11 protein-coding genes are annotated in these 13,243 nt (G+C 70.0%); 5 read left to right on the top strand and 6 right to left on the bottom strand.

Annotated features, from left to right (window positions below):
- Positions 1-101: 101 nt before the first annotated feature.
- The 3 genes from sucD to ACIBO8_RS11865 all read right to left on the bottom strand — a co-directional run bounded on the left by sucD (position 102) and on the right by ACIBO8_RS11865 (position 3,321).
- Positions 102-983: a succinate--CoA ligase subunit alpha gene (sucD, locus tag ACIBO8_RS11875; protein WP_396115124.1), complete on the bottom strand. Its 882-nt coding sequence runs from the start codon at positions 981-983 to the stop codon at positions 102-104.
- 4 nt (positions 984-987) lie between these two features.
- Complete coding sequence (gene sucC, locus ACIBO8_RS11870; protein ID WP_396115123.1) at positions 988-2,166, bottom strand: ADP-forming succinate--CoA ligase subunit beta; 1,179 nt, start codon at positions 2,164-2,166, stop codon at positions 988-990.
- Positions 2,167-2,916: 750 nt separating this feature from the next.
- Positions 2,917-3,321, bottom strand: a complete 405-nt coding sequence (locus ACIBO8_RS11865) for a cobalamin B12-binding domain-containing protein (protein ID WP_396115122.1) — start codon at positions 3,319-3,321, stop codon at positions 2,917-2,919.
- Positions 3,322-3,733: 412 nt separating this feature from the next.
- Here ACIBO8_RS11865 and ACIBO8_RS11860 point away from each other — a divergent pair, with 412 nt between their 5' ends.
- Both ACIBO8_RS11860 and ACIBO8_RS11855 read left to right on the top strand, forming a co-directional pair.
- Complete coding sequence (locus tag ACIBO8_RS11860) at positions 3,734-4,468, top strand: M23 family metallopeptidase (RefSeq protein ID WP_396115121.1); 735 nt, start codon at positions 3,734-3,736, stop codon at positions 4,466-4,468.
- 127 nt (positions 4,469-4,595) lie between these two features.
- Positions 4,596-5,387: a M23 family metallopeptidase gene (locus ACIBO8_RS11855; RefSeq protein ID WP_396115120.1), complete on the top strand. Its 792-nt coding sequence runs from the start codon at positions 4,596-4,598 to the stop codon at positions 5,385-5,387.
- On the opposite strand, the gene pcrA is transcribed toward ACIBO8_RS11855, so the two are convergent.
- Positions 5,384-7,804, bottom strand: a complete 2,421-nt coding sequence (gene pcrA / locus ACIBO8_RS11850; RefSeq protein ID WP_396115119.1) for a DNA helicase PcrA — start codon at positions 7,802-7,804, stop codon at positions 5,384-5,386. The two genes, ACIBO8_RS11855 and pcrA, sit on opposite strands and share 4 nt — an antisense overlap.
- Before the next feature lie 82 nt (positions 7,805-7,886).
- Here pcrA and ACIBO8_RS11845 point away from each other — a divergent pair, with 82 nt between their 5' ends.
- The 3 genes from ACIBO8_RS11845 (at position 7,887) to ACIBO8_RS11835 (ending at position 11,140) form a co-directional block, all read left to right on the top strand.
- Positions 7,887-8,630 (top strand): hypothetical protein, encoded by a 744-nt coding sequence (locus ACIBO8_RS11845; RefSeq protein ID WP_396115118.1) that lies wholly within the window; start codon positions 7,887-7,889, stop codon positions 8,628-8,630.
- Between the two features lie 106 nt (positions 8,631-8,736).
- On the top strand, positions 8,737-10,587 hold the full coding sequence (locus ACIBO8_RS11840; RefSeq protein WP_396115117.1) for a bifunctional metallophosphatase/5'-nucleotidase: 1,851 nt from the start codon (positions 8,737-8,739) through the stop codon (positions 10,585-10,587).
- A gap of 223 nt (positions 10,588-10,810) precedes the next feature.
- Positions 10,811-11,140: a chorismate mutase gene (locus tag ACIBO8_RS11835; protein ID WP_396115116.1), complete on the top strand. Its 330-nt coding sequence runs from the start codon at positions 10,811-10,813 to the stop codon at positions 11,138-11,140.
- A 56-nt stretch (positions 11,141-11,196) separates the two neighbouring features.
- On the opposite strand, the gene ACIBO8_RS11830 is transcribed toward ACIBO8_RS11835, so the two are convergent.
- Both ACIBO8_RS11830 and ACIBO8_RS11825 read right to left on the bottom strand, forming a co-directional pair.
- Positions 11,197-12,213 (bottom strand): ABC transporter ATP-binding protein, encoded by a 1,017-nt coding sequence (locus tag ACIBO8_RS11830; protein ID WP_396115115.1) that lies wholly within the window; start codon positions 12,211-12,213, stop codon positions 11,197-11,199.
- A complete protein-coding gene (locus tag ACIBO8_RS11825; protein ID WP_396115114.1) occupies positions 12,210-13,241 on the bottom strand; it encodes an ABC transporter ATP-binding protein in 1,032 nt (343 codons plus the stop codon). The genes ACIBO8_RS11830 and ACIBO8_RS11825 overlap by 4 nt, the downstream gene beginning before the upstream one ends.
- Positions 13,242-13,243 lie beyond the last annotated feature (2 nt).

Raw genomic sequence — 13,243 nt, 5'->3', positions numbered from 1 at the left:
CGGGGCGCACGCCGGCCGGGGCGAGATCCCGGATGATGTCGAGCTCGTCTTCCGGGCCCGTGGCGGGTCCGTGCGGCGGCGCGTCTGTGGCCGTACCAAAATCAGCTCATGACCTCGCGCATCAGCCGCGCGGTCTCGCTCGGGGTCTTGCCGACCTTGACGCCGGCGGCCTCGAGCGCCTCCTTCTTCGCGTCGGCGGTGCCCGCCGAGCCGGAGATGATCGCGCCCGCGTGGCCCATGGTCTTGCCGGGCGGGGCGGTGAAGCCGGCGATGTAGCCGACGACCGGCTTGGTCACGTTCGCCTTGATGAACTCGGCGGCCCGCTCCTCGGCGTCGCCGCCGATCTCACCGATCATGACGATCGCGTCGGTCTCCGGGTCGTCCTGGAACGCCTTGAGGGCGTCGATGTGGGTGGTGCCGATGATCGGGTCACCGCCGATGCCCACGCAGGTGGAGAAGCCGAAGTCGCGCAGCTCGTACATGAGCTGGTAGGTCAGCGTGCCGCTCTTGGAGACCAGGCCGATGCGGCCGGCCGGGGTGATGTCGGCCGGGATGATGCCCGCGTTGGACGCGCCCGGGGACGCGATGCCGGGGCAGTTCGGGCCGATGATGCGGGTCTTCTGCCCCTGGGCGATGTTGTGCGCCCAGAACGCGGCCGAGTCCTGCACCGGTACGCCCTCCGTGATCACCACGGCGAGCGGGATCTCGGCGTCGATGGCCTCGAGCACAGCGGCCTTGGTGAAAGCCGGCGGGACGAAGATGACCGATACGTCCGCACCGGTCTCCTTCATGGCCTCGCCCACGGAGGCGAAGACCGGGAGGGAGGTGCCGTCGAAGTCCACGCTCGTGCCGGCCTTGCGCGGGTTCACGCCGCCGACCACGTTCGTGCCCGCGGCCAGCATGCGGCGGGTGTGCTTCGAACCCTCCGAGCCGGTCATGCCCTGGACGATGACCTTGGAGTCCTTGGTGAGCCAGATAGCCATGTCGTCACTTCCCCGCAGCCGCGAGCTCGGCGGCACGCTCGGCCGCACCGTCCATCGTGTCGACCCGCTCGACGAGCGGGTTGTTCGCCGAGTCCAGGATCGCCCGGCCGGCCTCGGCGTTGTTGCCGTCGAGTCGCACCACGAGCGGCTTGGTGACGGCCTCGCCGCGCTCGCCGAGCAGGGCGAGAGCCTGGATGATGCCGTTGGCGACCTCGTCGCAGGCCGTGATGCCGCCGAAGACGTTCACGAACACCGACTTGACCGCCGGGTCGCCCAGCACGATCTCGAGGCCGTTCGCCATCACCTGGGCGCTGGCGCCGCCGCCGATGTCGAGGAAGTTGGCCGGCTTGACGCCACCGTGCGCCTCACCCGCGTACGCGACCACGTCGAGCGTCGACATGACCAGGCCCGCGCCGTTGCCGATGATGCCGACCTCGCCGTCGAGCTTGACGTAGTTGAGGTCCTTGGCCTTGGCGGCCTGCTCCAGCGGGTCGACGGCGGACTGGTCCACCAGCGCCTCGTGGTCGGGGTGCCGGAACCCGGCGTTCTCGTCCAGGGTGATCTTCGCGTCGAGCAGCAGCACCCGGCCGTCGCCGACCTTGGCCAGCGGGTTGACCTCGACCAGGGTGGCGTCCTCGGCCACGAAGGCCTGCCACAGCTTCTGCGCGATGTCGACGATCTGCTCGGACACCTCGGCCGGGAACTGCGCCGCCGCGACGATCTCCCGGGCCTTGGCCTCGGTGACGCCCTCGACGGCGTCGACAGCGATCTTGGCGACCTTGTCCGGCTGCTCCTCGGCGACCGTCTCGATCTCCATGCCGCCGGCGACGCTGGCGATGCAGAGGAAGGTGCGGTTCGCGCGGTCCAGCAGGTAGGAGAAGTAGTACTCCTCCTGGATGTCCGCGGTCTCCGCGAGCATCACCTTGTGCACCGTGTGACCCTTGATGTCCATGCCCAGGATGTCGGTCGCCCGGGCCTCGGCCTCGTCCGCACCGTCGGCCAGCTTGACGCCGCCGGCCTTGCCGCGGCCACCGACCTTCACCTGCGCCTTGACGACGACCTTGCCACCGAGGCGCTCGGCGATCGCCCGCGCCTCCTGCGGGGTCTCGGCGACGCCGCCGCCCAGCACGGGCAGCCCGTGCCGTTCGAACAGGTCGCGCCCCTGATACTCGAACAGGTCCACGTGTCTCCTTTCGCTCGCGACGCTTGCCCCGGCAAGCCGCGTACCTGCGTCCCGACCTGTGTGCGCGGCGCGTCGTTGCGTCGCCGCCAGCGTGAGAAGAAATGTCGGCCCCGGCGGTGCTCGGGGGCCTCGTTTCGCAGCCTAGCCACCCCGGCCGCGACGACGGCCTCGCGGGTGGGACCTGTGCGGTCTTGCACAGCTTTTTTCGGGTACGCGGCCACGGGCCGACAGGCGCAGCACCGGCCGGCCCCGCCTCCGGCGGCTGGCGCACCCGGACCGTAGGTGGCCCCGGCCGTCCGCCCCCGCCGGGCGGGGTGCGGACGCCGGTGCCGCCGAGGCGAGGGCGGTGTGGACTCGGACAGCCGCGGAGACGCCCGACGAGGTTTCGGGCGCACAGAGGCCACGGATCCTGCGGCCGGGGCGCGCCACGGGCTGGGCCGGGGCCGCGGACGGCCTGGAGTGACTACGGCCCGGGCGCGGTAGCCGCCGGAGGCGGGGTCGGGTGGTGCTGCGTCCGCCGGGGCCGTGTGCGCGTACCTGAAAAGATCTTGATTCTGCCGAAGAACGACGCGTAACCCGGCTCCGGAGGCGTCGTTGAGTGTGGTGTCGGAGCGCTGAGCGACGACGAAAGCGGCCGATGCCCTGTCGGTCGAGGGGTGGCGGCGGGGCATCGTGCATGAGGGGCCGGACGTGTGAGGGGTGCGTCCGGCCTCTCCCCTTAACTCTTCGCAGTTATTCGGTGATTATCCGTCAGGAAACCGGTGCGGCGACATTGGCGCGCACCCATTCGATGATGGATGCCGTCGTGGCGCCCGGGGTGAATATGTGGGCGACGCCGATCTTCTCCAGTTCGGCGATGTCGTCCGCCGGAATGATGCCGCCGCCGAATACGACGATGTCGGCTGCGTCACGTTCGGCGAGCAGTTCCAGCACCCGGCGGAAGAGCGTCATGTGGGCCCCGGAGAGGACGGAGAGTCCGATCGCGTCGGCGTCCTCCTGGATCGCCGTCTCCACGATCTGCTCGGGCGTCTGGTGCAGCCCGGTGTAGATGACTTCCATGCCGGCGTCACGCAGGGCGCGGGCCACCACCTTGGCGCCCCTGTCGTGCCCGTCGAGGCCCGGCTTGGCCACCACGACCCTGATCCGTGCTTCCATGTGCGACCCCTTCGGCGCGCGTCGAGTCAGACCTTAACGAACGGTAACCCGGCTCGGTTGAACCCTGGTAGCCACCGCACCGTACTACCGGCCGGCGCCCGAGCGCGGTCGCCATCCAGTGCAAGCACCGTTTACCGTATTCCACGTCACATGACTTTGCGTTTCGAACTCAGTTACGGAGAGCCAACCCTGCCGCTCCTCCGAAAAGATGACCAACTCGGACAATCGCTCCCGAATACCTAGAGGGAACTGTCAGGGAATTGGCGGTGCGACTTGTGACCGGCGTTGCGTTTCGTTACCGTGGCTCCCGGCTGTCAACCGGTTAACCCCGGACCTGCGGCCCGGCAAACCACCGTTCAGCAAGCGTTCCCCCCGGTGGCTGCCGTTCTTTGCCACCGACGGAGGGTTGTTCGTGCGTCAGCGCTTGTCGTCTGAGCCCGACCGCTATCGCGGCCGTCGCCGCGTACCTACCCCTCCGCGGAGCCGTTACGCCGCGGTCGTCACCTCGGCCTTCGTCGGCGCCGGCGTCGTGGCCCTCGGAGCCGCCGCGCAGCTGCCCGACGCCAAGGCCGTCAACCCGAAGGTGCTGCAGAACCTCGAAGAGGCATCCGTCGCCCAGGACGCGCTCGCGGACCGCTCGGCGGACAGCGGCGACCGCGCCTCCCGCGGCGAGGAGCGGGGCACCACCACCCAGGTCAGCGAAGAGGAAGCCGCCGCGCAGGCCTGGCTCCTGCCGCTCGACGACTACGAGTTCACCTCCGGGTACGGTGTCCGGTTCGGCCAGCTCCACTCCGGCATCGACCTCGCGGCCCCGGAGGGCACCCCGTACAAGGCAATCCACGCGGGCACTGTCGTCTCGGCCGGCTACGACGGCGGCTACGGGTACGCGATCACCATCAAGCACGACGACGGCACTCAGATCATTTACGCGCACTCCCGCCGCCTGCTGGTGCAGGCCGGCGACCAGGTGAAGGCCGGGCAGGTCATCGGCGAGGTGGGCAACACGGGCCACTCGTACGGGACTCACCTGCACGTGGGGGTTTACGTGAACGGCTCCCCGACGGACCCGATCGTGTTCCTGCGGGCGCACGGCGTCGACATCAAGCTCAAGATCGAGTCGGTGTACGGGGCCCTCGCCGCCTCCTGATCCGCCGGCGCCGCAACCGGCTCGCAACCGGGGCGGTAGCAGTACGCCTGGCTCCCTCAGGCTCCTCCAGAACCGTGCCGACAGGCAGGTGTCGGACGGAAGCCGGAGCCTGGAGGATCAACCCACCGTGCAGCATCGAGCCCCTCGGAACACGCCTGGCCGGCACCGCAGGACTGTCCCGCTGCACAGCCACCGCGCCCCGCGTGAGCCCATCGCCGAGAAAGGCCGCTACGCCGTGGCCGCCGCCCTCGTTGCCGGAGTCGGCGCGACCGCGGTCACCGTGGCCACCGACGGCTCCTCGCCGGCCGGTGCCGTGGCCAAGGCCGCCACCCCGGTCGCCGTCACCGAGGCGACGACGCCGACCACCGCGATCGTGCCCGGCATCCCGGCCGAGGCCGCCGCCCCCGTCCAGGTGAAGGGCGGCATGGCGGCAGCCGACCAGGCAGTCGACCTGCAGCAGGCCGGCCTGCCGTTCGTGGCGCAACGCCGCAAGGCCAAGCCGATGCCGCTGTGGGTCAACCCGATGCCCGAGGGCTCGGTCACCTCCTGCTTCGGCCAGCGCTGGGGCCGCCTGCACGCCGGCGTCGACATCGCCGCGGCCTCCGGTACGCCGATCCACGCGGCCGGCAAGGGCATCGTCGTGGCGGCCGGCCCGGAGCAGGGCTACGGCAACGCGGTCCTGATCGACCACGGGAACGGCTTCCTCACCCATTACGGGCACATGTCGGTGATCACGGCGACGGTGGGCCAGCACGTGGAGCCCGGCGACATGATCGGCGAGGAGGGCTCGACGGGTCACTCCACCGGGCCGCACCTGCACTTCGAGGTGCACCAGGGGTCGTACAAGAACCCGATCGAGCCGACGCGGTGGATGCACGACCACGGGGTCGACATCAACGGCTGCGGCGAGGCCGGCTAGATCTTCTCGATCGGGGCGTGCCGCAGCACCAGCCACATCACCTGGTCGCCGAAGTCGATCTGAGCCCGCGCTCCCGGCCCTTGGCCCTCCACGGTCACGACCCGGCCCAGCCCGTAGCGCTGGTGGTTCACCCGGTCGCCGGCCGCGACCTTCGGCGGCTGCTTCATCTCGCTGGCCGTGGTGAGCTTGCTCGCGTCCACCCCGAGGCGTTCCGCCAGGCGCTGCGCCTTGGGGGTGCCGCCGGCGAAACCGCCGCCGCGCCCGTAGTCACGGCCGTAGTCGCCGCCCCGGCCGCCCACACCGCCGCCCGTGCCCGACCACGAGGTGTACGAGCCGCCCGTACGCTCCCAGCGGACCAGCTCCGACGGCAACTCGTCGGTGAACCGGGACGGCGGGTTGTACTGCGGCTGCCCCCACGCCGAACGGGTCACCGCGCGGGACAGGTAGAGCCGTTGCCGGGCGCGGGTGATGCCCACGTATGCCAGGCGCCGCTCCTCCTCCAGCTCCGTGTTGTCGCCGAGGGCACGCATGTGCGGGAACACGCCATCCTCGAGCCCGGTCAGGAAGACGACCGGGAACTCGAGGCCCTTCGCGGTGTGCAGCGTCATCAGAGTGACCACGCCCTGGTGGTCGGGGTCGTCGCTGGGGATCTGGTCCGCATCGGCGACCAGCGCCACCTGCTCGAGGAAGCCCGCGAGGGTGGCGGCCTGGGCGTCGTCCTCCTCCGCCTGCGCCTCGACGCGTTCGGTGTATTCCCGGGCGACGCTCACGAGCTCCTGGAGGTTCTCGACCCGGCCCTGGTCCTGCGGGTCGAGGCTCTCCTCCAGCTCGGACAGCAGCCCGGACCGCTGGAGGACGGACTCCAGCACCTCCTCGGGCGGCGCGGTGCGGGAGAGCTCGCGCAGGTCGTCGAGGAGCTGCACGAAGTCGCCGATGCTGTTGATCGCACGGGTCGAGATGCCCGGCGCGTCCTTCGCGCGACGCAGCGCCTGGCCGAACGAGATGCGGTCGCGTGTGGACAGCGCCTCGATGCACGCCTCCGCCCGGTCTCCGATGCCGCGTTTCGGCGTGTTGAGCACGCGCCGGATGCTGACCGTGTCGTCGTCGTTGACCACGGCGCGCAGGTAGGCCAGCGCGTCGCGGACCTCCTTGCGCTCGTAGAAGCGGACGCCGCCGACGACCTTGTAGGGCAGGCCGACGCGGATGAACACCTCTTCGAAGACCCGGGACTGAGCATTCGTACGGTAGAAGACGGCAACGTCCCCGGGCCGCACCTCGTGGTTGTCGCCCAGCCGGTCGATCTCACGGGCGACCCAGTCGGCCTCGGCGTGCTCGGTGTCGGCCACGTAGCCGACGATCTGCTCCCCGGCGCCCTGATCGCTCCACAGTCGCTTGGGCTTGCGGCTGGTGTTGCGGTCGATGACGGCGTTGGCGGCGGAGAGGATGGTCTGGGTCGAGCGGTAGTTCTGCTCGAGCAGGATCGTGCGCGCGTCCGGGTAGTCGCGCTCGAACTCGAGGATGTTGCGGATCGTCGCGCCGCGGAAGGCGTAGATGGACTGGTCGGCGTCGCCGACCACGCACAGCTCGCCCGGGGGCACCTCGCCGTCCGAGGGGCCGACGAGCTCCTTGACCAGCATGTACTGCGCGTGGTTGGTGTCCTGGTATTCGTCCACGAGCACGTGCCGGAAGCGCCGCCGGTAGGCCTCCGCGACGTGCGGGTGCGACTGGAACAGGTGCACGGTCGCCATGATGATGTCGTCGAAGTCCAGCGCGTGCGCCTCCAGCAGGCGGCGCTGGTAGAGCTCGTACGCCTCGGCGACCGCCCGCTCGTTGGGCCCCTTCGCCTTGTCCTTGAACTCCGCCGGGTCGACCAGCTCGTTCTTCAGGTTGGAGACCTGGGCGGCGAGGCCGCGCGCGGTGTAGCGCTTCGGGTCGAGGTCGAGCTCGCGGGCCACCATCTGCATCAGCCGCCGCGAGTCGTCGGCGTCGTAGATCGAGAACGTGCTCTTGAGCCCGGCGTGCTCGTGCTCGGCCCGCAGGATCCGCACGCAGGCGGAGTGGAACGTCGACACCCACATCAGCCGGGCACGCGGGCCGACGATCGCGGCGACCCGCTCCTTCATCTCCCCCGCCGCCTTGTTGGTGAAGGTGATGGCGATGATCTGGCCCGGATGCACGTCGCGCTCGGCGAGCAGGTAGGCGATCCGGTGGGTCAGCACCCGGGTCTTGCCCGAGCCGGCGCCGGCGACGATGAGCAGCGGTGAGCCGGCGTGGGTCACCGCGTCGCGCTGGGGCCCGTTGAGGCCGGTCAGCAGGGTCTCCGGATCGAGGCGCCGGGGCGCGGGCCGCCGGGGAGCCTCCTGCTGGACCGGAGGGACGGCGAACAGAGGCTGGGAATTTTCGGGGAGAGCTCGCATCGCGCGGACAAGTCTATGCCCGGGGTCCGACAATCTTTCTACGGCCGGGCGTCGCGGCCGCCGTCCGGACGGGGGTCCACGGATGAGGCTGCTTGCCGCAGCGGCGGTGTCGCTGCTCATGATCTCGGCAGGCCCGGTGCCCGCCCACGCCGCCACCCCACCCGAGCTGACATCGGTACGGCTCACCGACGCGAACCCCGTCGTGACGACCGGCCGGTGCAGACAGGTGGCCATGACCGCCCAGATCGCCGCGCCGGATATCCCCTGGACGTCCGTCGCCAGCACGGTCACCCGGGACGACACCGGTGCGCGCAAGGCCACCCTCGGCCTCGCGATCAAGCAGTCCGGCACCTCCGCCGCGATCAGCGACCGCGTCCGGCTCTGCGGGATCAACGCCCTCCCCTACGACATCGACGAGCCGGGCCGCTTCGTCTGGACCGTCAGCGTCGAGTACGCCGGCGGCAGGATCCGGGTCACACGCAGTTTCCGGCTGCGCTTCCAGGGGATCGTCCACCTCAATGCCCGACCGGAACCGGTACGTGCGGGCGGCTGGGTGACGCTGACCTCGTGGGTGCACGACAACTGGGAGCTGTTCGACACGAGCCCGATCCACTTCTACTTCCGCGGCACCCGCCCGGCGGCATGGACCTACAAGGGTTCGGCGCGCCCGCGGTGCACGTTCGGCTGCGACGAGCCCGGGGAGCAGTCGTGGGTGGCGACGAAACGGTTCCGCCAGTATCGGAGCGGAACGTGGCGAGCGGTATCGACGCGTACGAACTACCTCGAATCAGGATCACGCGCCGACGCGGTCACCGTACGGCGGTGAGCAAAGCAACCAACCTGTCATCCAGAAGTAGTAGCGCTGACCAGCATCGATACAGAAGGCTGTCGGGGTTGGTTGCACCGTTACCCGAATCGGGAGACCGAATACTATGGACCACCCCCGCCGTCGCGGCTGGGCTGTGCTGCGTCATCTCGCCGTACCGGCCCTCGCACTGGCTGTCGTCGCCACCCTGCCGATGACACGTTCCGATAAAGCCCAGGCCGCCCCGCAGTACCTGCCCGGCCTCGCGCCGGTCAGCGTGAACTACGGGCTGTCCGGGCCGGCCGTCAAGGGCCAGTTCCTCAGCTACAACGACTTCCACGGCGCCATCGACCCGCCCGGCGGGTCCGGGGCGGTCGTGAACGGCACGCCCGCGGGCGGTGTCGAATACCTGGCCACCTACCTGAAGAAGCTGCGGGCCGAGGCCGCCGCGGAGGGCCGTAAGACCCTGACCGTCGGCGCCGGTGACCTGATCGGCGCGACGCCGCTGGTCAGCGCGGCTTTCCACGACGAGCCGACGATCGAGCTCATGAACGAGGTGGGGCTGCAGGTCTCCTCGGTCGGCAACCACGAGTTCGACGAGGGCGTCGACGAGCTCCTGCGCATGGACCGCGGTGGCTGCCACCCGGTCGACGGCTGCCAGGACGGCGACGGCTTCAAGGGCGCGAAGTTCACCTACCTCGCGGCGAACACGATCAACAAGAAGACCGGCCTGCCGATCCTGCCGCCGATCGACATCAGGTTCGTGGGCGGCGTGCCGGTCGGCTTCGTCGGCCTCACCCTCGAGGGCACCGCCGGCATCGTCAACCCGGCCGGCATCAAGAACGTACGGTTCGCCAACGAGGTCGAGACCGCCAACAAGTGGGGCACCCTGCTGAAGCTGTTCGGCGTCAAGGCGCAGGTGCTCCTCGTCCACCAGGGCGGCCAGCAGAGCTCCTCCGCGCAGGTGCCGGTGCCCGGTGTCTCGGACTGCAACAACTTCAGCGGCCCGATCGTCGACATCGTCAAGGGCCTCAACCCCGAGTTCAACCTGGTGGTCTCCGGCCACACGCACCGGTTCTACTCGTGCACACTGCCCAACTCGAAGGGCACCTCGGTCGTCACCAGCGCCGGCACCAACGGCCAGCTGATCACCGACATCGACTACAGCATCGATCGGCGCTCCGGCCGGTTCTCCGAGGTCACGGCGAAGAACGTGGTGGTCGAGAACGGCGTCTCCGACGGCAAGGGCGGCTGGCTCAAGGACGCCGCCGGCGTCTACCTGAAGAACCCCGACACGGTCGACCCCAACGCCAAGAAGGTCGCCGACAAATACCGTACGGCGGTGGCGCCGATCGCCAACCGCGTGGTGGGCACCATCACGGGCGACATCGTGCGTACGGCCGGCGCCAACGGCGAGTCCCCGCTGGGTGACGTCATCGCGGACGCCCAGCTCGCCTGGACGCAGAGCAACAACGCGCAGCTCGCGCTGATGAACCCGGGCGGCATCCGCGCCGACTTCGACGCCGAGGCGTCCGCGGGCGGCGAGCCGGACGGCAAGGTCACGTACGGCGAGGCGTTCACCGTCCAGCCGTTCAACAACCTCGTGGTCACCCAGACCCTCACCGGCGCGCAGCTCAAGGAGGTGCTCGAGCAGCAGTTCGTGGGCTTCGGCGGGCAGACCACGCAGAAGATCCTGCAGGTCTCGAAGGGTCTGACCTACACCTGGGACAGCACGGCGGCGGCCGGCTCGAAGGTGTCCGCGCTGGCGCTCAACGGCACGCCGATCGACCCGGCCACCACGTACCGCGTCACCACGAACGACTTCCTGGCCAACGGCGGCGACGGGTTCACGAAGCTGACCGCCGGCACGGACCGCGTGACGGCTCCGGGCTTCGACATCGACGCCCTGGTGGGCTACCTCGGCACCGGCACCCCGGTCGCGCCCGGCCCGGCCGACCGGATCACCAAGGCGGGTTGACCCGTCCCACGGTTCGGGCCGTTTCCTTGCGGGGCGGCCCGGACCGGGGGCATACTCGCTTCGTGATCCAGCGCGTCCGATTTTTTTACTACGGCACCGGAAGTCCGGCGACCGTAGGACGCGTCTGAACGACAGGCCTACACCAAGCCCCGGGCTTCCCAGCCCGGGGCTTGATGCTGCCCGGGCCGGGCCGACCGAGGCGTCAGCACCCGAGGAGCACGACATGAGCGCAGACCTGATCGACCAGCCGGCGAGCGCGGCCGGCCCGGACCGCACCGCGGACCAGCCGACCGGCACCAGCGACCAGCTCGCCGCCGGTGAGATCAAGGCCATCCGTGAGCGCATCGACGAGATCGACCAGGCGCTGATCGATCTGTGGCAGGAACGATCACGCCTGTCCCAGCAGGTCGGCCGCACCCGGCTGGCCTCCGGCGGCACCCGCTTGGTGCTGTCGCGCGAGCGCGAGATCGTCGAGCGTTTCCGCGAGGCCCTCGGCCCCGACGGCACCCAGGTGGCGCTCCTGCTCCTGCGGGCGGGCCGCGGCCCGCTCTGAGCCCGTACGCGGAAAAGGGGCCCGCCCAGCCGGACGGACCCCTTCCACCGTGACGCTCAGAGCGCGTGGACGACGTCCCGCGGCTCGGCGAAGTGGCAGGCGCTCGGGTGCGGCGACCGCTCCCGGATCTGCAGCAGCGGCTCCTGCTCGGCGCAGACCGGCTGCGCCTTCCAGCACCGCGTCCGGAACCGGCAGCCCGACGGCGGGTTCGCCGGCGACGGCACGTCGCCCTCCAGCACGATCTGGTCGCGCAGGCCGCGCAGCCTCGGGTCCGGCACCGGTACGGCGGACAGCAGCGCCTGCGTGTACGGGTGCGTCGGGTTCTCGTAGATCTGCTCGTCGCCACCGATCTCGACGATCTTGCCGAGGTACATGACGGCGACCCGGTCGGAGATGTGGCGGACCACCGACAGGTCATGTGCGATGAAGATGTACGACAGCCCGAACTCGTTCTGCAGCCCCTCCAGCAGGTTGATCACCTGCGCCTGGATGGACACGTCGAGCGCGGAGACCGGCTCGTCGCAGACGATGATCTCCGGCTTGAGGGCGAGCGCGCGGGCGATGCCGATGCGCTGGCGCTGACCGCCGGAGAATTGGTGCGGGTAGCGGTTGACGTGGTCGGGGTTGAGGCCGACCGTGTCGAGCAGGTCCTGCACCGCCCGGGCGCGACCCTTGCGCGGGGTCACCTCGGGGTGGATCGCGAAGGGTTCGCCGATGATGTCGCCGACCGTCATGCGGGGGTTCAGCGACGTGTACGGGTCCTGCAGCACCATCTGGATGTTGCGGCGGGCCCGGCGCAGTCCGCCGCCCTTCAGCTTGACCATGTCCTCGCCGCGGACGTTGATCGAGCCCGCGGTCGGCTTCTCCAGCCCGACCAGCAGCTTCGCCAGGGTGGACTTGCCACAGCCGGACTCGCCCACGACGCCGAGGGTCTCGCCGCGGCGCAGCTGGATGTCCACGCCGTCGACGGCGCGCACGGCGCCGACCTTCGACTTGAACACGATGCCCTGCGTGATCGGGAAGTGCTTCACCAGACCCTTGGTCTCGAGCACCACGTCGTTACGGTCGCTCATTCGCCGACGACCTCCCTCCAGAAGTGGCAACGGGCGGTACGGCCCGGCGCGACGATGTACGGCGGTGGCGGCGGATCCTGCCGGCAGACGTCCTGGGCGTACGCACACCGCGGGTTGAACGCGCAGCCCTTCGGGATGGCGGTCAGCGCGGGCGGGAGGCCCTTGATGACGTTCAGCTGCTGGCCCTTCATGTCGAGCCGGGGAATCGACTCGAGCAGGGCCTTCGCGTACGGGTGGGCCGGGCGCGCGTAGATGTCGTAGACCGGCGCCTCCTCGACGACCTTGCCCGCGTACATCACGGAGATGCGGTCCGCGACGTCCGCGACCACGCCCATGTCGTGCGTGATGAGGATGAGGCCCATGTTGCGCTGCTGCTGGAGTTCCGCGAGCAGGCCCATGATCTGCGCCTGCACGGTCACGTCGAGCGCCGTGGTGGGCTCGTCGGCGATCAGCACCTCGGGGTCCAGCGCGAGCGCCATCGCGATCATCACGCGCTGGCGCATACCGCCGGAGAACTGGTGCGGGTAGTCGCCGATCCGGCTCCGGGCGGCCGGGATCTTGACCTGGTCGAGCAGCTCGATCGAGCGCCTGCGGGCGTCCGCCCGGGACATGCCCCGGTGCTTACGGAAGAGCTCGGCGAGCTGGTAGCCGACCGTGAACACCGGGTTCAGGGCCGACAGCGCGTCCTGGAAGATCATCGCGATCTGGTTGGCGCGTACCTTGCGGCGGTCCCGCTCCGGGAGCTTCAGCAGGTCGAGGCCGCGGTACTTGACCTCGCCCTGGGTGATGAAGCCGGGAGGGCTGTCCAGGATGCCCATGATCGCCTGAGCGGTCACGGACTTGCCGCAGCCGGACTCGCCGAGGATTGCCAGGGTCTCGCCGGGTGCCAGGGAGAAGTTGGCACCGTTGACGGCGTGCGCGACGCCGTACTGGGTGCGGAACTCCACGTGCAGGTCGTTCACTTCGAGGAGCGGCGCGCGCGGGTCGAGACCCGGCAGAACGTCGATCTCCGCCTTGATGTCGGTCATGT

Origin of the sequence: Actinoplanes sp. NPDC049681 (assembly GCF_044465265.1) — a bacterium.
Lineage (GTDB): Bacteria > Actinomycetota > Actinomycetes > Mycobacteriales > Micromonosporaceae > Actinoplanes.
This window is presented reverse-complemented; position numbering and strand designations above follow the sequence as displayed.